Origin of the sequence: Paraburkholderia sp. A1BS-2L (assembly GCF_051125205.1) — a bacterium.
In the GTDB taxonomy this organism is placed as follows: domain Bacteria; phylum Pseudomonadota; class Gammaproteobacteria; order Burkholderiales; family Burkholderiaceae; genus Paraburkholderia.
This window is the reverse complement of the sequence record NZ_CP120430.1, coordinates 193559-215506: the sequence shown is the minus strand read 5'-3', so window position 1 is coordinate 215506 and position 21948 is coordinate 193559. Positions and strand designations below refer to the sequence as shown.

The 21948-nt window shown below is 65.3% G+C and carries 18 protein-coding genes and 1 pseudogene; 11 read left to right on the top strand and 8 right to left on the bottom strand.

Going from position 1 to position 21948, the window contains the following annotated elements; genetic code table 11:
- Positions 1 to 44 precede the first annotated feature (44 nt).
- The gene (locus P5W98_RS25490) at positions 45 to 935 is read left to right on the top strand and encodes a LysR substrate-binding domain-containing protein (RefSeq protein ID WP_421027547.1); all 891 of its coding nucleotides are present in this window, start codon (positions 45 to 47) and stop codon (positions 933 to 935) included.
- A 42-nt stretch (positions 936 to 977) separates the two neighbouring features.
- Here P5W98_RS25490 and P5W98_RS25485 read toward each other — a convergent pair whose 3' ends face one another.
- The gene (locus P5W98_RS25485) at positions 978 to 1868 is read right to left on the bottom strand and encodes a LysR substrate-binding domain-containing protein (RefSeq protein ID WP_421027546.1); all 891 of its coding nucleotides are present in this window, start codon (positions 1866 to 1868) and stop codon (positions 978 to 980) included.
- Positions 1869 to 2076: 208 nt separating this feature from the next.
- Here P5W98_RS25485 and P5W98_RS25480 point away from each other — a divergent pair, with 208 nt between their 5' ends.
- The 3 genes and pseudogenes from P5W98_RS25480 to P5W98_RS25470 all read left to right on the top strand — a co-directional run.
- Positions 2077 to 3438, top strand: a complete 1362-nt coding sequence (locus P5W98_RS25480; RefSeq protein WP_421027545.1) for a nucleobase:cation symporter-2 family protein — start codon at positions 2077 to 2079, stop codon at positions 3436 to 3438.
- Between the two features lie 81 nt (positions 3439 to 3519).
- Positions 3520 to 4914, top strand: a complete 1395-nt coding sequence (locus tag P5W98_RS25475; protein WP_421028018.1) for an amidohydrolase family protein — start codon at positions 3520 to 3522, stop codon at positions 4912 to 4914.
- A 66-nt stretch (positions 4915 to 4980) separates the two neighbouring features.
- Positions 4981 to 5112 (top strand): annotated as a pseudogene (locus tag P5W98_RS25470) (DDE-type integrase/transposase/recombinase); the annotation flags it as partial.
- Between the two features lie 205 nt (positions 5113 to 5317).
- On the opposite strand, the gene P5W98_RS25465 reads toward P5W98_RS25470, so the two are convergent.
- Positions 5318 to 5620 (bottom strand): DUF4148 domain-containing protein, encoded by a 303-nt coding sequence (locus tag P5W98_RS25465; RefSeq protein WP_421027544.1) that lies wholly within the window; start codon positions 5618 to 5620, stop codon positions 5318 to 5320.
- 340 nt (positions 5621 to 5960) lie between these two features.
- Here P5W98_RS25465 and P5W98_RS25460 point away from each other — a divergent pair, with 340 nt between their 5' ends.
- From P5W98_RS25460 to P5W98_RS25450, 3 genes are read left to right on the top strand one after another with little or no spacing between them, the layout of a single operon-like run.
- Positions 5961 to 9173 (top strand): efflux RND transporter permease subunit, encoded by a 3213-nt coding sequence (locus tag P5W98_RS25460; RefSeq protein WP_421027543.1) that lies wholly within the window; start codon positions 5961 to 5963, stop codon positions 9171 to 9173.
- Positions 9174 to 9182: 9 nt separating this feature from the next.
- Positions 9183 to 10475 carry an efflux RND transporter periplasmic adaptor subunit gene (locus P5W98_RS25455; protein ID WP_421027542.1) on the top strand — a complete coding sequence of 431 codons (1293 nt, stop codon included), beginning with the start codon at positions 9183 to 9185 and terminating at the stop codon, positions 10473 to 10475.
- A 12-nt stretch (positions 10476 to 10487) separates the two neighbouring features.
- Positions 10488 to 12029, top strand: a complete 1542-nt coding sequence (locus tag P5W98_RS25450) for an efflux transporter outer membrane subunit (RefSeq protein WP_421027541.1) — start codon at positions 10488 to 10490, stop codon at positions 12027 to 12029.
- Here P5W98_RS25450 and P5W98_RS25445 read toward each other — a convergent pair.
- The 6 genes from P5W98_RS25445 to P5W98_RS25420 form a co-directional block, all read right to left on the bottom strand.
- The gene (locus P5W98_RS25445) at positions 12004 to 13419 is read right to left on the bottom strand and encodes a heavy metal sensor histidine kinase (protein WP_421027540.1); all 1416 of its coding nucleotides are present in this window, start codon (positions 13417 to 13419) and stop codon (positions 12004 to 12006) included. The genes P5W98_RS25450 and P5W98_RS25445 overlap by 26 nt on opposite strands.
- A complete protein-coding gene (locus P5W98_RS25440; protein WP_421027539.1) occupies positions 13419 to 14096 on the bottom strand; it encodes a heavy metal response regulator transcription factor in 678 nt (225 codons plus the stop codon). The genes P5W98_RS25445 and P5W98_RS25440 overlap by 1 nt, the downstream gene beginning before the upstream one ends.
- A gap of 327 nt (positions 14097 to 14423) precedes the next feature.
- Positions 14424 to 15362 (bottom strand): MBL fold metallo-hydrolase, encoded by a 939-nt coding sequence (locus P5W98_RS25435; RefSeq protein ID WP_421027538.1) that lies wholly within the window; start codon positions 15360 to 15362, stop codon positions 14424 to 14426.
- Positions 15363 to 15414: 52 nt separating this feature from the next.
- The gene (locus P5W98_RS25430) at positions 15415 to 15759 is read right to left on the bottom strand and encodes a zinc ribbon domain-containing protein YjdM (protein WP_421027537.1); all 345 of its coding nucleotides are present in this window, start codon (positions 15757 to 15759) and stop codon (positions 15415 to 15417) included.
- A gap of 59 nt (positions 15760 to 15818) precedes the next feature.
- The gene (locus P5W98_RS25425; protein ID WP_421027536.1) at positions 15819 to 16007 is read right to left on the bottom strand and encodes a ribbon-helix-helix protein, CopG family; all 189 of its coding nucleotides are present in this window, start codon (positions 16005 to 16007) and stop codon (positions 15819 to 15821) included.
- A gap of 148 nt (positions 16008 to 16155) precedes the next feature.
- Entirely contained in the window at positions 16156 to 16599 is a 444-nt protein-coding gene (locus P5W98_RS25420; RefSeq protein ID WP_421027535.1) for a hypothetical protein, read from the bottom strand.
- A gap of 278 nt (positions 16600 to 16877) precedes the next feature.
- Here P5W98_RS25420 and hyfB point away from each other — a divergent pair, with 278 nt between their 5' ends.
- From hyfB to P5W98_RS25400, 4 genes are read left to right on the top strand one after another with little or no spacing between them, the layout of a single operon-like run.
- Positions 16878 to 18887: a hydrogenase 4 subunit B gene (gene hyfB, locus P5W98_RS25415; protein WP_421027534.1), complete on the top strand. Its 2010-nt coding sequence runs from the start codon at positions 16878 to 16880 to the stop codon at positions 18885 to 18887.
- The gene (locus tag P5W98_RS25410; RefSeq protein ID WP_421027533.1) at positions 18884 to 19834 is read left to right on the top strand and encodes a respiratory chain complex I subunit 1 family protein; all 951 of its coding nucleotides are present in this window, start codon (positions 18884 to 18886) and stop codon (positions 19832 to 19834) included. Before hyfB ends, P5W98_RS25410 begins: the two co-directional genes overlap by 4 nt.
- Positions 19835 to 20494 (top strand): formate hydrogenlyase, encoded by a 660-nt coding sequence (locus P5W98_RS25405; RefSeq protein WP_421027532.1) that lies wholly within the window; start codon positions 19835 to 19837, stop codon positions 20492 to 20494.
- Positions 20487 to 21947: a hydrogenase 4 subunit F gene (locus P5W98_RS25400; RefSeq protein ID WP_421027531.1), complete on the top strand. Its 1461-nt coding sequence runs from the start codon at positions 20487 to 20489 to the stop codon at positions 21945 to 21947. The genes P5W98_RS25405 and P5W98_RS25400 overlap by 8 nt, the downstream gene beginning before the upstream one ends.
- The last annotated feature ends 1 nt before the right edge of the window (position 21948 follow it).

The window sequence follows — 21948 nt, the reverse complement described above, 5'->3', positions numbered from 1 at the left end:
AGCCAGCGATCATTTCGTCGATCCTCTGTTAGCCGGACTAACACATGCTCAAGCGCTACCCCTCGATCCAGTCGATGCAGGCCTTCCTGCAAGCGGCGAAAGTCGGCAGTTTCTCGAGCGCCGCGCGCCAGCTCTCGCTCACGCACAGCGCGATCAGCCAGCAGATCCGCTCGCTCGAAGATTTCATCGGCCAGCCGCTGTTCGCGCGCGTGGGCGGGCGCATCGCGCTCACCGACGCGGGCACGCTGTTCGCCAATCAGCTTTCGGCGGGGCTCGAGCAGATCGACCGCGCGATCTCGACCGTCAAGGGGCGGCCCGCCGGGCCTTCCATTACGCTCGACGTCGACCCCGAACTCATGCAGGGATGGTTTCCCTCGCGCTTGCCCGCGATCGTCGAGGCGCTCGACGGTGTCTCGCTGACCGTGCTCTCCGCGTCGCGCTACGACCGCTTCGCGTTCGAGCATGTCGATCTCGCGCTGCGCTACGGGTATGGGGAATGGGAAGGCGTGGACAGCACGCTGGTGTGTCACGACCGGCTCGCGGCCATGGCCTCGCCCGCGCTGCTCGAGCGCCACGGCCTCACGCTGCCGCTCACGCCCGAGCAGGTGCTGACGCTGCCGCTGCTCGGCTACACCAAGCGCTCGTGGATTCCCTGGCTGGAAGAGTCCGGCCTGCCGGGCGTGGAGCCCGACAGCATCGCGGTGCTGGACAATGCGGCGGGGCTGGTGGCCGCGCTAGGCTCGGGGATGGGCGCGGGGCTTGCGCGCGGCCTGCTCGCCGCCGATGCGCGCCGCGAAGGGCGCATCGTGACGCTCAACGCGGTGGAGCTGCCCACCCACTACAACCTCTACGCGCTGTGGCCGCGCGAGCGCGCGGTCCTCGTGGCGCCGCTGGTGAAGGTGATCGGCGAGCTGGTGGCGCGCACGCTCGCATGAATGTCGTCCATCCGGAACTCCGGAACGCTTCTGGATCGAGCCTCAACGCTCCATCTCGGCGGCCACTTCGCGCACCGTGTCGAGAAACGCGTGCAGCACGGGCGAGGTGTCGTCGGCGCGGTAGCGCGCGTGCAGCGAAACGTCGAGATCGGTCTGGGCAAGCTTCACGAACACCACGCCACCCGTTGAGATCTGCTGCGCGGAGGTCGGCAACAGCGCCACGCCAAGCCCCTCCCTCACGAGCGAAAGCAGCGTATGCACCTCCACCACCTCGTGCACGATCTGGGGCGTGAAACGCGCCTTCACGCAAGCGTCCTGAAGCGCGCGCGCGAGCTGCGACTGGCGCAAGCCGAATGAAATGAAGCGCTCGTGCGCGAGCTCGCCAAGGGCGATCTGCTTGCGCGCTGCCAGCCGATGATCGGCCGGCAGCACGGCCATCGCCGTATCGCGGCCGATCGCTTCGCAGCGAATCGCGGGATCGTCCTGATACAGACGAAAGAAGCACACGTCGAGCCGCTTCTCCTTGAGCGCCGAGATCTGCTCCACCGGCGTCATTTCGTTGAGCGTCCAGCGCACCTGCGGATGGCGGCTCGCGAACACGCGCAGCGCGCGCGGAATGGGCGCGACCATGGCCGAGCTGATGATGCCCACCGCGAGATTGCCCATTTCGCCCCGGCCCGCACAGCGCGTGAGATCGATCGCGCGCTCGAACTGCGCGAAGATCAGCGGCACCTGCTTGCTCAGTGTTTTCCCTGCCTCGGTCAGTTCGACGCGATGCTGCGAGCGGATGAACAGCGCCGTGCCCAGCTCCTCCTCAAGCAAACGAATCTGCTGGCTCAGCGGCGGCTGGGAAATGTGCAGCCGTGCGGCTGCGCGGCCGAAATGGAGCTCGTCGGCAAGCGCCGCGAAGTAACGCAAGAGACGCAAATCCATGGGGGTCCATATCGCAAACGTATCAAGATCGAAGGGAAAAAATATTGTACAGAGCGATTTCGTCTTGTGAAACTTCGTCGCAAGCTGCACCCGTTTCTCTCTGGGGAGACCGCGGCCCGATTAGTTTATTGCAATCGCAGCATGACTAGAAGTCCGAATTAACTGGCCGGCACGGAATCGGCCGGAATCGAAAATCAGGAGACATGTCATGAACACCGCTTCACATCCCGTCGATAAAATTCTCCCCTGGCGCCAGATGCTCACGCTCGGCATGCAGCATATGCTGGTCGCCTACATCGGCGCGATTGCCGTGCCGTTGATCGTGGCCTCGGCGCTCAAGATGTCGCCCGCGGACACCACGGTGCTCATCAGCACCGCGCTGTTCTGCTCCGGCATCTCGACGATCTTTCAAACCGTCGGCGTCTGGAAGCTTGGTGTGAAGCTGCCGATCCTGCAAGGCGTGGCGTTCAGCAGCGTCGGGCCCGTGATCGCCATCGGCCTCACGCCCGGCATCGGCTTCACGGGAGTGTGCGGCGCGGTGATCGGCGCGGGCCTGTTCACGGCATTCGCCGCGCCGCTGGTCGGCCGGCTGCGGCGCTTCTTCCCGCCCGTGGTGACCGGCTGCATCGTCACCGTGATCGGCATGCAGCTCTTTCCGGTCGCGTATCAATGGGTGGGCGGCGGCGACACCAAGAGCGCGGACTTCGGCTCGCTGCCGTTCCTCGGCGTCACGCTGCTGGTCGCCACGGTGATTCTTCTGATCAACCGCTTCGGCTCGCCGTTCGTGCGCAATCTTTCGGTGCTGATCGGGCTTGTCGTGGGCACCGGGCTCGCCGTCGCGCTCGGCATGGGTCATTACAGCAACGTCGCCGCCACGCCCTGGTTCACGCTGCCCGTGCCGTTCTATTTCGGCAGGCCCGAATTCTCCATCGTGCCCATCGCCACCATGGCCGTGGTGATGATCGTGCAGATGGTCGAGTCGATGGGGCTGTTCGTGGCGATCGGCGACATCGTCGACAAGGAAGTGAGCGAGGAAGACGTCGTGCGCGGCCTGCGCGCCAATGGCGTGGCCAGCGCGATTGCCGGCATGTTCGCTGCGTTTCCGTTCATCGCCTTCATGGAGAACGTCGGCCTCGTGATCCTGACCGGCGTGCGCAGCCGCTGGATCGTCGCGACGAGCGGCGTGCTGATGTGCGCTGTCGCGCTCGTGCCCAAGGTCGGCGCCGTCGTGGCGGCCACGCCTTCGGCCGCGCTCGGCGGTGCGGGCATCGCCATGTTCGGCGTGGTGGTGGCCGCTGGCGTGCAAACGCTCGCGAAAGTGGACTTCGAGAACAATCGCTACAACGTGCTGATCGTAGGCTTCACGATTGCAACCGCGTTGATTCCGGTGATGATGCCGCAGGTGTTCGGCCACATGCCCGAATGGTCGCTGCCCTTCCTGCACAGCGGCGTCGTGATCGCCTGCCTCGTTTCCGTCATGCTCAATGCGCTGCTGAACGGCGTACGTCCCGCCGAACGCACCGGGCACGAGCACGCCGATGCGGCTTGTGCAACGATGGCGCGTGACTGATGCGCGCCTGACACTCACCGGCTCGCGCGAGCGCTACGCGTGCTCGCGCTTCGCCCTCAACACACATAATAAGGATGCCTGATCGTGAACCCAACAACGCCGCCGCCCCAGTCGATTCTGATCCGCAACCCCGCCGCCGTCATGAGCGGCCGCGCCGGTGACCAGGCCCGCCTCGGCCAGGCCGATCTGCGGATCGCCAACGGCCGGATCGAATCGATCGCGCCCAATCTCACGCCGCTTGCCAGCGAACGCGTGATCGATGCGCGCGACTGCGTCGTCTATCCGGGCTGGGTCAACACCCACCATCACCTGTTCCAGAACCTGCTCAAGGCCGTGCCTTCTGGCATCAACGCCGATCTTCAGGACTGGCTCGCCGCCGTGCCGTATCCGCGTCTCGCGCGCTTCACGCCCGAGCTCGCGCGCACGGCTGCGCGGCTCGGCATGGCCGAGATGCTGCTCTCGGGCGTGACCACCTGCGCCGATCATCACTACCTGTATCACGCGCACGGCACCACGGAAACCGGCGACCTGCTGTTCGAGGAAGCCGATGCATTCGGCCTGCGCTTCGTGCTGTGCCGAGGCGGCGCGCTGCAATCGGCGGGCGATCACCCGGGCTTTTCGAAGACCGTGCTGCATCCGGAAACACTCGACCAGATGCTCGCCGATATCGAGCGCCTCAAGTCCCGCTATCACGATGGCAGCGCGGCCTCGATGCGCCGTGTGGTGGTCGCGCCCACCACGCCCACCTTCTCACTGCCGCCCGAACTGCTTCCGGAGCTTGCGCGCGCCGCGCGCGGGATGGGGCTGCGCATGCATACGCACCTCTCGGAAACCACGCGCTATGTCGACTTCTGCCGCGAGCGCTTCGGCAAGCTGCCGGTGGAGTTCGTGGCCGAGCACGACTGGCTCGGCCACGACGTGTGGTTCGCGCACCTTGTCCATCTCGAAGCCAGCGAGATTGCGATGCTCGCCGAATCCGGCTCGGGGGTCTCGCATTGCCCGGTCAGCAACGCGCGCCTCGGCAGCGGCATCGCCCCCGCGCCGCGCATGGCCGCTGCGGGCGTGCCGGTGTCGCTCGCCGTCGACGGCGTGGCGTCCAATGAATCGGGCAGCATGACCCACGAGGCGAACTTCGCGTGGCTCGTGCATCGTGCCGCGCATGGCGCGGCGGCGACCACGGTGGAAGAAGTGGTCCATTGGGGCACGGCCGGCGGCGCACGCGTGCTCGGGCTCGATGCCGTGGGCATGCTCGCCCCGGGCCAGGCCGCCGACCTCGTGCTTTACGACCTCAACGCGCTGCGCTTCGACGGCTTCCATGACCTCGCGGTCGCCCCCGTCGCGGCGGGCGAGCCGGTGCGCGTGCGTCACAGCATCGTCAATGGTCGCGTGGTGGTGGAGAACGGCGAGATTCCTGGCCTCGATCTCGAGGCGCTGCGCCGTGATGCGGCGCAGGGCGTGCGGGAACTGCTGGATTGAGTGTGCGATGGGGCGGGCGCAAGCGTTACGCGCTTGTGCTCGCCTGTGTCATGGATTCAATGGCGGCTTCGTGCGGCGGTGGATCGGAGCGGCCAGACGGTAGACTTCATGCTCCTGGCTAAGCGCGAAGTGGCAGCGGCGAAGGCCTTTTTCAGCAAGGCAATCAAGCATCAGGGCCGGCCGCCGGAGACGGTCACGCGAGAGCGGAGAGATCGAACTGCCCCTTGCGAATGCGATGCCATTTCTACACGAGCTATCGCGAACTCGCCACCTATTTGCACCATATCCATCTAAATGAGCGCCGCCGAATTCCGGGTTGGCACCCGCAAGTGCGCAGCACTTGCACGGCGCCACCAGGCTCAATTGCCGGCGTTGATGACTGTCCATCGGCGCCGGTCGCGGCTTATCTGCCCGAGTCCGACGTGCCTGACATGGCTACGCCGCCGACCGCACCCGCACTGTGATTTGCATTTTCTTGCGCGACGATGGCCTCGGCGTGCTGGATGTCGTTCGGATAATTGATATCCGACGCCTCTGGGCGATAGCCAGCCTGCTCGACACGTACGAGATCGGCTTTGACCTGAGCTCGCGTGACCGGCCCGTTATTCGCGCTGGCCGTATTCGCTACGGCGTTCGACTGGGCAAACGCGCAAACCGGGGCGGCCAGCGCGCAGGAAACGAGCAATGCGGAAATGAGTGCTTTCATGATGTTCACCTTTGCATGAGTGGCCGCTGCATCTGGAAGTGAGACAGCTCCGGCCCGCCTTCGAATAAACAGGTTGGCCGGCACCAGGATGGCCGGCCCCCGCGAAGGTTGACTGCATTCTGGCCACCCGGCGCTGACCCAAAGCTGACGCGCGCATTACGACTTTGTTATCTGCGCAGATGACAAATCCGTAATGTGCGGGTCAGCACGAGGTAAGCGCCCCATTCCCATACTTGCACCCGCTTTTCACCGATTGCGCCGCCCGTCGGCCAGACGCAGCGCCAACACCTGCGGCCCCGGGCGTTTCAGTTCCTGCTTCAGCCTCAAACCGGACACCGTCATGTGGATCGTCAAACTGGCGCTCAGGCGCCCCTACACGTTCATCGTGCTCGCCGTGCTGCTCTTCATCCTCGGGCCGCTCGCGATCATGCGCACGCCCACGGACATTTTTCCGAACATCGACATTCCGGTCGTCAGCATCGTGTGGACGTACAACGGCTTTTCGGCCGAAGACATGGCGCATCGCATCACCTCGAACTACGAGCGCGCCCTTACCTCGGACGTCGACGACATCGAGCACATCGAATCGCAGTCGCTCAACGGCGTGTCGGTCGTGAAGGTGTTCTTCCACCCGGGCGCCGACATCAATCGCGCCATTGCCGAAGCAGCCTCGAACTCCGCATCGATCCTGCGGATACTGCCACCCGGCACGCTGCCGCCGAACATCATCACCTACAGCGCCTCGACGGTGCCCGTGCTTCAACTCGGCCTCTCCAGCGATAGGCTGCCCGAGCAGTCACTCTATGACCTCGGCAACAGCTTCATCCGCACACAACTTGCCACGGTGCAGGGGGCGGCTGTGCCGCTGCCCTATGGAGGCAAGATCCGCCAGATCATGGTGCAGCTCGATCCGAAGGCGTTGCAGGCCAAGGGCCTCGCGCCCATCGACGTCGTGAACGCCGTCAACGCACAGAACCTGATCCTCCCAGGCGGCACGGCCAAGATCGGCACGCGCGAATACAACGTGGAGATGAACGGCAGCACGCAGACAGTCGCGGCGCTCAACGACCTGCCCATCAAGACCGTGAAAGGTGACGTGGTCTATGTGCGGGACGTTGCGCACGTGATCGACGGCTATGCGCCGCAGACCAATATCGTGCGCGCGAACGGCAAGCGCGCCGCGCTGCTCACGGTGCAGAAGACCGGCAGCGCCTCCACGCTCACGATCATTCAGCAGGTCAAAGCGATGCTGCCGAAAATCTCCGCAGGCCTGCCCAGTGCGCTCAAGATCACGCCGCTCTCCGACCAGTCGCTGTTCGTGAAGTCCGCCATTTCGGGCGTGGTGCGCGAGGCGCTCATTGCCGCGTGCCTCACGGCTGCGATGATCCTGCTCTTTCTCGGTAGCTGGCGTGCCACGCTGATTATCGCGGTGACGATTCCGCTTTCCGTGCTCACCTCGCTGATCGCGCTTTCCGCGCTCGGCCAGACCATCAATATCATGACGCTGGGCGGGCTCGCACTCGCGGTGGGTATCCTCGTGGACGATGCCACCGTCGCGATCGAGAACATCACGCATCACCTCGAACGCGGCGCGCCCTTGCACGATGCGATCCTCAACGGCTCAGGCGAGATTGCCGTGCCGACCTTCGTCTCGACGCTCTCGATCTGCATCGTGTTCATACCGATGTTCCTGCTCACGGGCGTCGCGCACTATCTTTTCGTGCCGATGGCCGAAGCCGTGGTGTTCGCCATGTGTGCTTCGTACTTCTTCTCTCGCACGCTCATTCCCACGCTCGCGATGTATCTGCTGCGCGGCCGTTCCCACAACAGCGAGCCTGCACGAGGGCTCGCCGGCAAGCTGAGCCGATTCCAGCAGGGCTTCGAACAACGTTTCGAAGCGGTGCGCAGCCGCTATTGCGCTGTACTGCAAGGGGCCATTGCTCGTCGCCGCCGTTTCGTCGTGATATGGCTCGTCATCTGCCTGAGCTCGCTCGTGCTCCTGCCATTCACGGGACGCGACTTCTTCCCCGCTGTCGATTCGGGCGAAATCCGCCTGCATCTGCGCGCGCCCACTGGCACGCGCATCGAAGAGACCGCACGCATCACCGACGAAGTGGAAGCGAAGATCCGCACCGTGATTCCTGCCTCCGAACAGGCTTCGGTGCTCGACAACATCGGCCTGCCGGTAAGCGGCATCAACCTCACGTACGACTCTTCGGACTCGATCGGCCCCGAGGACGCGGACATCCTCGTCACGCTCACGCCCAAACACAAGCCCACCGCGCAATACGTGGCGACGCTGCGCAACGTGCTCGATACGTCGTTTCCGGGCGTGACCTTCTCGTTCCTGCCGGCCGACATCGTGAGTCAGATCCTCAACTTCGGCCTGCCCGCACCCATCGACGTGCAGATCGTGGGCAACAAGCTGGCGCAGAACCGCGTTGTGGCGAATCATCTGCTCGATCAGATGCGTGGCGTGCGCGGTCTCGTGGATGCGCGCATTCAGCAGCCCGGTGACGAACCCACGCTCAATGTGAATGTGGACCGCACCAAGGCCATGCAGGCCGGGCTCACGCAACGCGATGTCGCGCAAAATCTGCTGATCGCGCTCTCGGGCAGCTCGCAGACCACGCCGAACTTCTGGCTCGATCCGAAGAACGGCGTGAGCTACCCGCTCATGGCGATGGTGCCGCAGTACGACATTCATTCGCTGCAGACACTCGCCAATATTCCCATCACGACGCAGCCCGTCACCGCCAATCCGCAGAACCAGCTCGGTTCGCTTGGCACGGTCTCGCGCAGCGAACAGGAAGCGGTGGTCTCGCACTACAACGTGCAGCCCGTGCTCGACATCTTCGCCTCCACGCAGGGGCGCGACCTCGGCGGCGTGGCCTCCGATGTGACGAAGCTCGTGAATGCCGCGCGCGCCCAGTTGCCGCCGGGCTCCTCGATCGTGATACGCGGCCAGGTGCAGTCAATGAATGCCTCGTTCAGCGGCCTGGTACTCGGCCTCATCTTCGCGATCGCGCTCGTCTATCTGCTGATGGTCGTGAATTTCCAGTCGTGGCTCGATCCGCTCATCATCATCAGCGGCCTGCCCTCCTCGATGGCCGGCATTGCCTGGATGCTCTTCGTCACGCAGACGACGATTTCCGTGCCCGCGCTCACTGGCACGATCCTGTGCATCGGCATCGCGACGGCCAATAGCATTCTCGTGATCAACGCGGCGCGCGAGTCGCTCGCCGCAGGCATGGCGCCGCTCGACGCCGCGCTCGAAGCCGGTTTTAACCGCTTTCGACCAGTCGTGATGACGGCGCTTGCGATGCTGATCGGCATGCTGCCGATGGCGCTCGGTCTCGGCGATGGTGGTGAACAGAACGCGCCGCTCGGACGCGCCGTGATCGGCGGCCTTGCGATCGGCACGCTTTCAACGCTCGTGTTCGTTCCCGTCGTGTTCGGCATGGTCCACGGCTGGCTCGCGAAACGCCGCGCGGCGCGGGCCGGCAACTCCGATGCCGACTCCAACACCGATACCGTCACTCACGTTCAATAAGGAATTCAAATGACCACGCAACCTCCGCCCGAGGATCGCGGCGCCGCGCACGACCCGGATGCGCATGCCGGCTCCGCAATGCCGCCCTCGCCTTCATCATCTACAGCGCCTTCGTCGGGCAGGCGCAAACGTCGTGCACTTGTGCTCGGCGCGGGCTGCCTCGTTCTCGCGCTGCTCGCGGCTGGCATCGTACCCAAGCTCTCCGCGCACAAGGCGCAGGCCGCGCAGGTGGCGGTCCAGCGCGAGCTGATCGTCTCGACGATTACGCCCAAGCCCGCGCCCGCGACTCAGGACCTGCTGCTGCCCGGCGCGGTCACGCCGTGGGCCGACGCATCGATCTACGCACGCACGAGCGGTTATGTGCAGCACTGGTACGCCGATATCGGCGCGCACGTGAAGGCAGGCCAGAGGCTCGCGCAGATCGACACGCCCGAGCTCGACGCGCAATTGCAGCAGGCGCGCGCCGACGAGGCAACGGCGCAGGCCAACTACCGCTTTGCGAGCAGCACCGCACAGCGCTGGCAGACGATGCTGCAGACGCAGTCGGTTGCGCAGCAGGACGCCGATGCGAAAACGAGCGACGCCGCCGCAAAGCTCGCCACGCTGCAGGCCGCGCAGGCCAATGTTGCGCGGCTTCAGGAGTTGGTCGCTTACCAGGACGTGACGGCGCCGTTCGATGGCGTCATTACTGTGCGCAACGTCCAGGTGGGTGCGCTTGTGACCGCTGGCGGCACGCCCGGTCTTGCCACGATGCCCGGCGAACTCTTCCACATAGTGCAGACCGACCGGCTGCGCGTCTACGTAGACGTGCCGCAGGATGACGCGGGCCTCGTCACGCCAGGCACCGCTGTCTGGATCACAACGCAGCAGTATCCAGGGCGCCGCTTTCCGGCGATAGTCGCACGCAGCGCCAACGCAATCGATCCGGTGAGCCGCACGCTGCACGTGGAAGTCGATGTCGACAACCACGATGGGGCGCTCATGCCTGGCGCCTATGCCCAGGTCCATCTCGCGCTCACGACCGCCACGCCCGCGCTCGAATTGCCGGTGAGCGCACTCTTGTTCCGCCCCGACGGCGTGACCGTCGCCGTGGTCGATACCCAGACCAAAGTGCAGTTGCATCAGGTGAGCATCGGCCGCGACTTCGGCACGTACGTTGAAATCGCCACCGGACTCGCCCCCACCGACCGCGTCATCAACAATCCCGGCGATGCCATCGCGAACGGCCAAAGCGTGCGCATGGCGGTCAGTTCCACGGGCACACCCAGCACGGCTACGGGTTCGCCGCACGGCAAGGCATAAGCGAGGTCCATCATGTTCGACATTTGTGCCGCCCCTGTAAGCACGATTCGCAAGATCGTCGCGGCCTGCACCGCAGCAATGCTTGCCGCCTGCACGACGCTGCCGCATTACAGCGCGCCCGAAGTCGCCGTGCCCGCGCGCTACGCGAACGCGCCACAGTCCACGTCCGGCTGGGCCGTTGCGGCGCCCGCCGACGGCAAGCCGCGCGGTCCCTGGTGGACCATTTTCCACGACGCGGAGCTCAACCAGCTCGAAGCGCGCGTAGACGTTTCGAACCAGACCGTGAAGCAGGCTGTCGCACAGCTTCAGAGCGCCCGCGCGATGGTCGATTATCAGCACGCAGGTTACTCGCCCACCGTCACGGCGGGCACTACTGTGCAGCGCTACCGCACCTCGCAGAACGTCGTGGACCGCTCGCTTGCGGGCAAGACGATTCCCGACTATTCGGTGGGCGTGGGTGCGAGCTGGGAGCCTGATCTGTTCGGCCGTGTGAAGGACGCCACGGTGGAGGCGCGCGACAACGCCCAGGCGAGCCAGGCCGATCTCGAATCGGTGCGCCTCTCGGTGGCGAGCGATCTAGCTTCCGACTACTTCGATCTGCGCTCGCTCGATCGCCAAAAGAAGCTGCTGGACGATACCGTAACCGCGTATAGCGCCGCGCTGCGCATTGTCCAGCAGCAGCTCGCGGACGGCGCCATCGATGCCTCGGCGGTCGCGCAGGCGCAGACGCAGCTCGAAAGTGCGCGCACGGCAGACCAGGACATCGACGTGCGGCGCGCGCAGCTTCAGCATGCGATCGCGACGTTGATCGGCGTGCCCGCTTCGACATTCGCCCTGCCACCGCTGGTCGAGCCAGCTGATGTGCCGTCGATTCCCCCGAGCGTGCCGTCCGCGTTGCTCGAACGGCGCCCCGACATCGCCGCCGCAGAGCGGCGCGTGGCCGCCGCCAACGCACGCATCGGCGAGGCGCATGCGGCCTTCTATCCTGACCTCACGTTATCGGCATCGGCCGGACTCGAAAGCACGTTCTTCGCGCCATGGCTCACGGCGCCCAGCCTCTTCTGGTCACTCGGTGCGCAACTCGCGGGCACGCTGTTCGACGGCGGCAGGCGCGAGGCCACGCTCAAGGGCGCCAACGCGCAATACGACGCGTCCGTTGCCGCTTACCGGCAAACGGTGCTCACGGCGTTCCAGCAGGTCGAGGACAACCTGAGCGCACTCGGCACGCTCGCGGGCGAAGCAGACAGCCAGAAGCGCGCGACAGCCGCCGCGCAACTGTCGCTGAAACTCACGACCAATCGCTATCAGGCGGGCGCCGTGAACTATCTCGACGTGGTGACGGCGCAGACCATTGCGCTGCAAAACGAGCGCAACGAAGAGCAGATCGCGCAGCGTCGGCTCGACGCGAGCGTGCATCTGCTCGAAGCGCTCGGCGGCGGATGGGATCGCGAGGTGCTGAAGGGAAAAAGCGAATCGTCGAGTGGCAACGGTAACGCCAACGGCAACGCAAACAGCGGCGGCAAGCCACTCAGCGCCGCGCAAACGAAAGGATGAAGCGCGTGCCGGCGGCGTCGCTTTCCGCACGCGCCGTGCCGCCGTGCAGTGTCATGATCGTGCGCACGATCGCGAGCCCAAGCCCGGCCGAGCCCGCCGCTTGCGGCTCGCTGTGGCGCGAGGCATCCACGCGGTAGAAGCGGTCGAAGATGCGCTCAAGCAGCGCGGCATCGATAGGCGGGCCCGGATTCGCCACCGTGACGTCAAGCGTCATGGGCGTTTGCCCGGCGCTCAGAGTGATCTCGCCACCGTGCGGCGTATAGCGCAGCGCGTTGGCGAGCAGATTGCTGACCGCACGCCGGAACAGCTCTCGATCCGCGCGCAGACGCCCCTCACCCGTCACTCGGATGCGCACGCCGGCCTCGTCGGCGAGACCTTCGAAGTAGTCGGCGATCTGCGTGAGTGCCTCAACGACGTCGAATTCTGCGAGTGTCGTCATGAACTGCGGATGCTCCGCGCGCGCGAGGAAAATCACACTCTCAATCATGCGCGAGAGCCGCGCGCATTCCTCCAGACTCGATTCGAGCAGCGCCTCGTATTCGGGCGACGTGCGCTCGCGTGCGAGCGCCACCTCGGTCGCGCCGCGCAGGTTGCCGAGCGGCGTACGCATGTCGTGCGCGAGATCGGCCGTGTATTGCGACATGCGCTCAAAGCCGCCGTGCAGCCGCTCGAGCATCGCGTTGAGCGACTTCACGAGCGCATCGAGCTCGCGTGGCGCACCGTCCACTTCGATGGACGTATCGAGCCGGTCGACTGTGACCGTCTCCGCGCGCGCGGCCATCTCGCGTAGCGGGCGCAGCGATTCGCGCACGAGCAGCCAGCTCATCAGGAATGCGAGCAGCATGCCTGCAAAACCGAACCCGTAGAGCCGCTCGCGATAGTGGTCGAGCACGCGCCAGCGGTCGCTCATGTCGCGCGCGATCACCACGGTGACGGGCATGCCGTCGGCGAGCGTCGCGTCAGCGGCGAGCCCGCGCACCGGCACATCGCGCGCGTTGCGCCACTCGCGCACGTCGTCTTCCGTGATGCGTTGTGTTGCAACGAGGCGCGACGCCAGCGGCGTGGCGGGAAACTTTTCGTCGGCAACGCGCTGCGTGTTGTGCTCCACCAGGCTCGCACCGTTGGCGCCGAGTATCTCCATAGCCAGCGCGGAATTGCCGAGCACCTGGCTCGTGAGCCGCGGCGCATGCGCGCTTACGTCCTGCGCGTTGTGCAGCTCCCCGGCAAGCCGACGCGTGTGGCGTGCGATCAGCACGATGTCGAGATCGTCTTGCTGCCGGATTTCGCGGCCGAGCGTGAAATAGAGCGTGCTGCCCACCAACGCGAACACAGCAAGCGTGGTGCCCGCGAAACTGAGCGCGAGCGTAGCGGTCAGCGAGCGCGCGGCCATCAGGCGGACTCTTTGATTTCGGCCACGTAGCCCACGCCGCGCACGGTGTGGATGAGCTTCACGGGAAACTCGTCGTCGACCTTGGCGCGCAGGCGCCGGATGGCGACTTCGACTACGTTGGTGTCGCTGTCGAAATTCATGTCCCACACGTACGAGGCGATCTGCGTGCGCGTGAGGACCTCACCCTGGCGGCGCACAAGCAGTTGCAGCAGCGAAAATTCGCGCGGCGTGAGGTCGATGCGTGCGGTGCCGCGTTTCACGCGCCGCCGTGTGACGTCGATCTCGAGGTCGCCCAGCGTCATCACGTCGCTCTCGCGTGGAGGGCCGCGCCGCGCGAGCGTGCGCACGCGCGCGAGCAGTTCGACGAACGCAAACGGCTTGACGAGGTAATCATCGCCGCCCAGCTCCAGCCCCTTGACGCGGTCGCTCACGTCGTCGCGCGCGGTAAGGAACAGCACCGGCGTGGTGTGCGTCGTGCGCAGCACCTTGAGCACCGACCAGCCGTCCATGGCCGGCAGCATCACGTCGAGCACGATCACGTCGTACGTCTCTTCCCTCGCGAGAATCAGGCCCTCGGCGCCATCCGTAGCCACGTCGACGGCGTAGCCCGATTCCTCGAAACCCTTCTTCAGGTAGGCACCCGTCTTGGGTTCGTCTTCGATCACGAGAATCCGCATTGCCGCTCGTCCTTTAATCCGTACGGCTAGATTGTAGGCGCTCCCGGCATTTGGCAACCCATTGGTCGCAAATCCGGAAACCCCGCTCTAGTCTTTTACGCAACCTGACGGTTGCGCGGCGATGAAGGCGTAGCGGTTGTGGTGCAAACAGCAATCAACGAATTGATTAGAGTCCGGACCTGACCGATTTCAGGGCCTGCCATGAGCAAACTGAAGAATCTGGACGGGCTGTTCGCTGGCCGTCACTTTGACCGCGACGTGCTCATTCTTTGGGTGCGTTGGTGCATTCTGGCAATTGACCAAGTGGTGACACGGGGCACTGCCCCGTCACCCAAGCCGGTAAACGCCTTCCTCATCCACAACGACCCGCCTATCGGCCAGCAACTCGGCCAGATGCTGCGAAATCGTCCGCGTCTCGGCGGACACCACCCAAGGCCCTTCGTAGCCCAGCGGATAGAGCAACCGCTGCTCGACGAGTTGCTCCAGCGTCTTTGGCGATTCCCTGAGCCACGCCAGCAGGCGCTGTTCGCGCTCATCGATTTTTGCGCCGAACGCCTGGAGGTCGCGCAAGAAATGCTCGCGGTCGGTATACACACCGCGATGATGCGAAGTGACCCAAACCTTCGCCGGAATGTCGGCAAGCCGCGCGATGCTGCGGCGAAAATCGCGCAGGCTCGAACTACCGTCACCGTAGTAAGGCCCGAAACCCGTCAGGTCGATATCGCCGGTGAAGGCCACGCCCTCGGGCTCGACCAGCAGAACACAGTGGCCGGCGGTATGACCGGGCAGATGAAATGCGCGAATGCGCGACTGGCCGAGATCCCAGCAGGCACCGTCCACATAGCCCTGCGCGTCCGGCCGCGGCGCATAGAAGAAGTCGCGCTGGAGCATGGCCAGCAATGCCGCCTCGCCCTTCACGCCGGCGCCAAGCATGCCATAGGCGCCGATCATGCCGTCCCAACTGCGAATCGCCGGCAAATCGGCCTCGTGCACATGCACAGCGGCGCGAGGAATGCGATGGAGGCCCGCCATATGGTCTTCGTGCACGTGCCCCATCACCACCAGTTCGGTTGCCTCGAATTCAGCGCCGATGTGGTTCGAGACAAGCGGCGTATCGAAAGCCGCGCGCGTGTCCGAGCCGCGAATGAGCACCTGATTGCCATCCGGATACTTACCGCTCATCGCGCCGAACAGCACGGAAACGCGGCCGAAGTCGGCGCGCGCTATGGTGATGGGTGAAGCGGAACTGCCGGGAGTCTGGTCCATGTCGATCCGCCTCTTTCCCGCGTTTTTACCGCGTTTTTACCGCGTTTTTTCGTTAGGCCTTCTTGACGAATTCCGACTTCAGGCTCATTGCACCAAAACCGTCGACCTTGCAGTCGATGTCGTGATCGCTATCGACGAGGCGAATGTTCTTCACCTTGGTGCCCATCTTGATCACGCCGCCACCACCCTTCAGTTTCAGGTCCTTAATGACGGTAACGGTATCGCCATCCTGCAGGATATTGCCCGCCGAATCGCGATACACCTTGCCCGCGGGCTCGGCTGCGGCAGCCTCGGCATGCGCGCCCCACTCGTGGCCGCATTCGGGGCAGATATAAACGGCGCCGTCTTCATAGGTGAATTCGGAATTGCATTGCGGGCACGGCGGTAATGCGGTCATGTTCAACTCTCAAGCCTGTTTAAAGCGGTTATTACGTAGTCGGCGGGCGACGCCGGCATTCACCGGCGCGCGCGCGTGCCGACGGTACTCTGCGTCTTGTAGGTCACGCCATGCTGCGCGAGGTAGTCGCGGATCAATTGGCGGACCACCTGCGAGGGCGTCAAATCCTGTGCCGAGCACAGCTCTTCAAATGCCGCCTTCTTCGCGGGGTCGATCAGAATCGTCAGTCGGGCGCTCTTGGTTTCCATCACGCGGGTCTTGGGAGTCCAGTCCAGATATGTTAATCAAATTATAATCGAATCCGGACGCCCGTAGTGGATCGTGGGGCCCGGCCTGCTTCCGGATTGACCGGATCGTAGCGACGGATTGACCCGCCCCCCGTTTTCCCCGCAGCGCTCACGCGCCATCCGCAAGCACGCCAGCCAGAAACTCGCCCAGCCGCGCGTCCCAGTCCGTTTCCCGCGCGTCGATCTCCAGCGTTTCGACGCAGGCCATACGCCCGTCGAAGCGCATGACGCTGTGACGTTGGAGCGGCAGCGTATCGCCGAAGAACAGGCCCGCCTCGTCCAGCAGCAGGCAAGGCTTGTTCCGGTAGCGAGCCGCCATCACCGAAAGCGCGTCCTGAACATGCCGCGCCGATTGCGCCGGATACACGAACACGAGATGCACGCCGGCCGCGTCGAGCCGCTCGCTCAATGCCGCAAAGCGGTGCAGCAGCTGAAACCCACGCCCGCCTGCCCGGCCGACGCCCACGGCCACGAGCCCACGCTCGCCGCCCGCGTCCCGCAAGCGGATCCGTTTGCTCTCATGGGTCAGCAATGGAACATCTACTTCAATCATGCGCCTACTCCCCTGCAACGCTCCCACCTGATCCAACCAAGTGTAATAGCATGTTAATCATCTTAACATCTCATTTAAACGTGCGTGAGGTCGCGCCAGGGGCATTTCGACACCCTCTGGAAACGCAAAATCGATTCTGATAGCATGTTAATGTTGTTAACATTCTCTGTTAACAACATGCGATTCAACGTGTGATTCAGCCCGGCGCTTCGTCCCGAGAGCCGCATGACACCCAGCGCCCACCCACGACTCGCCCAGCCCAGCGGAGACCCGGCTCGATGGAATCTCGTATCGTGATCCAGCTCGCGCTCTGCATCGTTGCGGGCTGGCTGGCGATCGGTTGCGCGGGGCTCGCGTATGCGCGCCGCACGCGCGTGGTGGCGCATGGCCTCTTTCCCGCCGGCGCGCTGCTCGGCGTGCTGCTGTTCGGGCTGGGCGTCTATGCCATGCGCGGCCCGGCGCAAACCCTCGTATTACCCATCGGGTTGCCGGGTTTGCCGTTCCACGAGCGCATCGACGCGCTTTCGGCCTACTTTCTCGCCGTGCTCGGCCTCGTGAGCGCCGGCGTGAGCGCGTTCTCGTCGGGTTATTTCCGCAAGGGCGAAGGCACGCCGCCAGGCCTGCTGTGCTTCGAGTACCACGTGTGCCTCGCGAGCCTCGCGCTCGTGCTGCTCGCCAACGACGCGTACGGCTTTCTCGTCGCATGGGAAATGCTGACGATCTCGGCCACCTTCCTCGTCATGAGCAATCACCGCATCGCCGAGATTCGCGGCGCGGCGTTTCTCTACTTCCTGATCTCGCACGCCGGCGCGCTGGCATTGCTGATTTCGTTCGGATTACTACAGGCTGGCACGGGCGACTACACCTTCGACGCCATGCGCGCGCAGCACCTCTCGCCGCTCTGGGCGTCGGTGGCCTTCCTGCTCGCGCTGGCCGGCTTCGGCGCGAAGGCCGGCATTTTTCCGCTCCACGTCTGGCTGCCCGAGGCGCATCCCGCCGCGCCCTCGCCGGTCTCGGCGCTCATGAGCGGCTTCGTGCTGAAAGCCGGCCTCTACGGCATGCTGCGCACGGTGTTCGACCTGCTGCACCTGCAGATCGCCTGGTGGGGCGTACTGATGCTCGCGCTCGGCCTCTTCACCGCGCTATTGGGCGTGGTGTTCAGCGCGATCCAGTCGGACATGAAGCGGCTGCTCGCGTATTCGTCGATCGAAAATATCGGCCTGATGTTCGTGAGCCTCGGGCTGGCCGTGCTGTTTCGCGCGTTCGGCATGAACGGGCTCGCGGCGCTGGCCATGACGGCGCTGCTCTATCAGATCGCGAGCCACGCGGCGTTCAAGAGCCTCTTGTTCGTCGGCACCGGCGCCGTGCTGCACGCCACCGGCGAGCGCAATCTCGGCCGCCTCGGCGGCCTGATTCACCGCATGCCCTGGACCGCCTGGGCCGCGCTCGTCGGCGCGCTCGCGAGCGCCGGCTTGCCGCCGCTCTCCGGCTTCGTGTCTGAGTGGCTGCTGCTGCAAAGCTTTCTGTTTACGCCGGGGCTGCCGAACCCGTTCCTCAACATGGCGATACCGCTCATTGCCGCGCTGATCGCGCTGGTCGCCGCGCTCGCGGGCTACACCATGGTCAAGTTCTTCGGCATCGTGTTCCTCGGGCAGCCGCGCGAAGCGTCGCTGGCCCGCGCGCGCGACGCCGGCCGCTGGGAGCGCGCGGGCTTTGGCTGGTTCGTCGCGGCCTGCGTGCTGCTCGGCCTCATGCCGGTGCAGACGGTGCGCGCGCTCACGCCCGTCGTGCGGCAGCTAGCGGGCGCCGATCTAGGCGCGGCGATGCAGGCGGGTAGCTGGCTGCTGCTCGCGCCCACCGGTGTCGAGCGCGCGAGCTACATGCCCGCCGTTTTCCTCGCGTTTTTCGTGGGCTGCTGCGGGCTCGCTTATCTGCTCGTGCGCCGCTTCTATCACGGACGGCTGCGCCGCGCCGCGCCATGGGCGTGCGGCAATCCGTTCGTGACCGCGCGCATGCAGGATTCGGCCGAGGGCTTCGGGCAGCCGATCCGCGAAATCTTCGCGCCATTGTTCCGCGTCGAGCGCAGCGTGCCGTCGCCGTTCGACGCACAGCCCACTTACCGCGTCACGGCCTCGGATCGCACGTGGGCCTGGATCTACGCGCCGCTCGCGCGCGGCCTGCGCTGGATGGGCGCGCTCGCGGGACGATTGCAGGCGGGCCGCATCGCGGTCTACCTCACGTGCAGCTTTCTCGCGCTCATCACCTTGCTCATTCTGGTGCGCCGATGATCACGCTATCCGGAGCGCTCTCGCAAGGGCTCGAAATTCTGGTGGCGCTAGCCGCCGCGCCGCTGCTCTCGGGCTGGATCGGCGTTTGCCGGGCGCGGCTCCAGGGCCGGCGCGGGCCGAGCTTGTGGCAGCCGTACCGCACGCTGCACAAGCTCTTCAACAAGGAGTCGGTGGTCGCGCTGCACGCGAGCCCGATCACGCGTCTCGCGCCCTATGTCGTGCTCGGCTGCATGACGCTGGCCTGCGCGATCGTGCCCACGCTCTCGACCGATCTGCCGCTTTCGCCGGCCGCCGATGCCATCGCGCTCGTGGGCCTGTTCGCACTCGCGCGCGTGACGATCTCGCTCGCCGCCATGGACACCGGCACCGCATTCGGCACGCTCGGCGCGCGGCGCGAAATGCTGGTGGGCTTTCTCGCCGAACCCGCGCTGCTCATGGTGCTGTTTTCCGCCTCGCTGATCACGCAGTCGACCGGCCTCACGCGCATCGTCGCCACGCTGAGCCACGGCCAGCTCGCCATCTACCCGAGCCTCGCGTTCGCGGGCATTGCGTTCGCCATGGTCTCGCTCGCGGAGAACGCGCGCCTGCCCGTCGACAACCCCGCCACGCACCTCGAACTCACGATGATCCACGAGGCGCTGATCCTCGAATACTCGGGCCGCCATCTCGCGCTGATCGAGTGGGCCGCGAGCCTGAAGCTGTTCGCCTATTCGTGCATCGGCCTTGCGCTATTCGTGCCTTGGGGCATTGCCGAAACGGGCAACCCGCTCGCGCTGCTGCTGGCCGTGCCCGCGCTGTTCGCCAAGCTGTTCGCGGGCGGCGCGCTGCTCGCGCTGGTGGAGACGCTCAACGCGAAAATGCGGCTCTTCCGCGTGCCCGAGTTTCTCGCCACGGCTTACCTGCTCGCCGTGATCGGCATGCTCGTCCATTTCCTGCTGGGGGCCTGAATGCACGCCCTCGCCACGCAGATCATCAACTTCCTCGCCGCGATCCTGCTGCTCATCTCGTTCGCGATGCTGAGCCAGCGGCGCATTCTCGCGCTGATCCATCTCTACACGCTGCAGGGCGTCACGCTCGTGCTGGCCAATCTCGTGCTCGGCTACGTGACCGCCGACACGCACCTCTATATTTCCGCGTCGCTCACGTTCGTGCTCAAGGTCGGGCTGATTCCCTGGCTCCTCTACCGCATGGTGCGACGGCTGAACGTCACGAGCGACGTGGAGCCGCTGCTCAACATTCCCGCCACGCTGCTCACGGGCATCGTGCTCGTGGTGGTGGCCTTCAACGTGGCGCTGCCGGTCACGCAGTTCGCCGCGTCAGTGGCGCGCGGCACGCTCGGCATCGCGCTCGCCTGCGTGCTGCTCTCGTTCATGATGATGATCACGCGCGCGAAGGCGGTGCCGCAGGTGATTGCGTTTCTCTCGATGGAGAACGGACTCTTTTTCGCGGCGGCGGCCGCCACCAACGGCATGCCGATGATCGTCGAACTCGGCGTCGGGCTCGACGTGCTCGTCGGCATGCTGATCCTCGGCGTGTTCATGTTCCAGATCCGCGAGCAGTTCGACAGCCTCGACATTCACCGCCTGGAAGAACGCAAAGATGAATAGCGCCTGGATACTCGCGGCTGTGCTCGGCCTGCCGCTCCTCGCCGGAGCAAGCCTCGCGCTCGTGGGCGCACGCCGCCTCGCGCCGGACCTGAACGCCGCCTTCAGCCTGCTCACGCTCGCAGCCGCCCTCTGGCTCGCACAGCGAACCATGACGCAAGGCCCGTCGTTCGCGTTCGGCCATGCGTTTCACGTCGACTCGTTCAATGCGTTTCTCGTGGCGCTCACCGCGCTGATCGGCTGGACCACGGCGCTCTTTTCGAAGCCGTATATGCGCGTCGAGCGCGAACGCGGCCGCATGAGCGCGAACCGCACGCGGCTTTATCACGCCATGTACCAACTGTTCGTCTTCGCAATGCTGCTCGCGCTGCTGACCAACAACATGGGCGTCCTGTGGGTAGCGATGGAAGCCGCGACGCTCGCGGCCGTGCTGCTGGTGGCGGTCTATCGCACGGCGGCCAGTCTCGACGCCGCCTGGAAGTACTTCATCCTCTGCGGCGTGGGCATCGCGCAGGCGCTGTTCGGCACGATCTTGCTGTATCTCGCCGCGAGCCGCGTGCTGGGCGGCGACGACGCGCTGCTGCTCACGAGCCTGAACGCCGCCAAGGCGAGCCTCGACCCCGCCATCGTGTCGCTGGCATTCGTGTTCTTGCTCATCGGCTATGGCACCAAGGTCGGCCTCGTGCCGATGCACAACTGGCTGCCCGACGCGCACGCCGAAGGCCCGACGCCGATCTCCGCCGTGCTCTCGGGCCTGCTGCTCAACGTGGCGCTTTACGCGGTGCTGCGCTGCAAGGTGCTCGCCGACGGCGCGCTGCAAAACGGTTTGCCCGGACACCTGCTGGTGGGCTTCGGACTCGTTTCCGTGCTGCTCGCGACGTTCTCGCTGTTCAGGCAGACCGACGCCAAGCGCCTGTACTCGTTCTCCTCGATCGAGCACATGGGCATGATGACGTTCGCGTTCGGCCTGGGCGGCCCGATGGCGACGTTCGCGGGGCTGCTGCACATGAGCGCGCACGCGCTGATCAAATCGGCGATTTTCTTCAGCGTCGGCCATGCCGCACAAAAAACCGGCACCCAGGCGATCGCTGGCATTCGCGGCCTCGTGCGCACGAGCCCCGTGGTCGGCTGGGGCATGGTGCTGGGCACGCTCGCGATCCTCGGCATGCCGCCGTCCGGCGTATTCGCGAGCGAATTCCTGATTCTCACCACGGCGCTGCAAACGCTGCCGTGGACCGTGCCCTTGCTGATGCTGGCGCTCGTCGTGGCCTTCGCGGTCATTTTCCGGCGCATGCAGGGCATGGCGTTCGGCGAACCCACGGCGCGGCGGCTCGAATACCGCCCGGCGCTGCTGCCGGTGTTCGTTCATCTGGGCATCGGGCTCATGCTCGGGCTCTACATTCCGCCCTGGCTTGCGGCGTGGTATCGCGCGGCCGGCGCCGTACTCGCAGGTTGAG

Coding starts and splice junctions, on each gene's coding strand:
- P5W98_RS25490 (WP_421027547.1), top strand. CDS start 45: ATGCTCAAGCGCTACCCCTCGATCCAGTCGATGCAGGCCTTCCTGCAA.
- P5W98_RS25485 (WP_421027546.1), bottom strand. CDS start 1,868: ATGGATTTGCGTCTCTTGCGTTACTTCGCGGCGCTTGCCGACGAGCTC.
- P5W98_RS25480 (WP_421027545.1), top strand. CDS start 2,077: ATGAACACCGCTTCACATCCCGTCGATAAAATTCTCCCCTGGCGCCAG.
- P5W98_RS25465 (WP_421027544.1), bottom strand. CDS start 5,620: ATGAAAGCACTCATTTCCGCATTGCTCGTTTCCTGCGCGCTGGCCGCC.
- P5W98_RS25460 (WP_421027543.1), top strand. CDS start 5,961: ATGTGGATCGTCAAACTGGCGCTCAGGCGCCCCTACACGTTCATCGTG.
- P5W98_RS25455 (WP_421027542.1), top strand. CDS start 9,183: ATGACCACGCAACCTCCGCCCGAGGATCGCGGCGCCGCGCACGACCCG.
- P5W98_RS25450 (WP_421027541.1), top strand. CDS start 10,488: ATGTTCGACATTTGTGCCGCCCCTGTAAGCACGATTCGCAAGATCGTC.
- P5W98_RS25445 (WP_421027540.1), bottom strand. CDS start 13,419: ATGGCCGCGCGCTCGCTGACCGCTACGCTCGCGCTCAGTTTCGCGGGC.
- P5W98_RS25440 (WP_421027539.1), bottom strand. CDS start 14,096: ATGCGGATTCTCGTGATCGAAGACGAACCCAAGACGGGTGCCTACCTG.
- P5W98_RS25435 (WP_421027538.1), bottom strand. CDS start 15,362: ATGGACCAGACTCCCGGCAGTTCCGCTTCACCCATCACCATAGCGCGC.
- P5W98_RS25430 (WP_421027537.1), bottom strand. CDS start 15,759: ATGACCGCATTACCGCCGTGCCCGCAATGCAATTCCGAATTCACCTAT.
- P5W98_RS25425 (WP_421027536.1), bottom strand. CDS start 16,007: ATGGAAACCAAGAGCGCCCGACTGACGATTCTGATCGACCCCGCGAAG.
- P5W98_RS25420 (WP_421027535.1), bottom strand. CDS start 16,599: ATGATTGAAGTAGATGTTCCATTGCTGACCCATGAGAGCAAACGGATC.
- hyfB (WP_421027534.1), top strand. CDS start 16,878: ATGGAATCTCGTATCGTGATCCAGCTCGCGCTCTGCATCGTTGCGGGC.
- P5W98_RS25410 (WP_421027533.1), top strand. CDS start 18,884: ATGATCACGCTATCCGGAGCGCTCTCGCAAGGGCTCGAAATTCTGGTG.
- P5W98_RS25405 (WP_421027532.1), top strand. CDS start 19,835: ATGCACGCCCTCGCCACGCAGATCATCAACTTCCTCGCCGCGATCCTG.
- P5W98_RS25400 (WP_421027531.1), top strand. CDS start 20,487: ATGAATAGCGCCTGGATACTCGCGGCTGTGCTCGGCCTGCCGCTCCTC.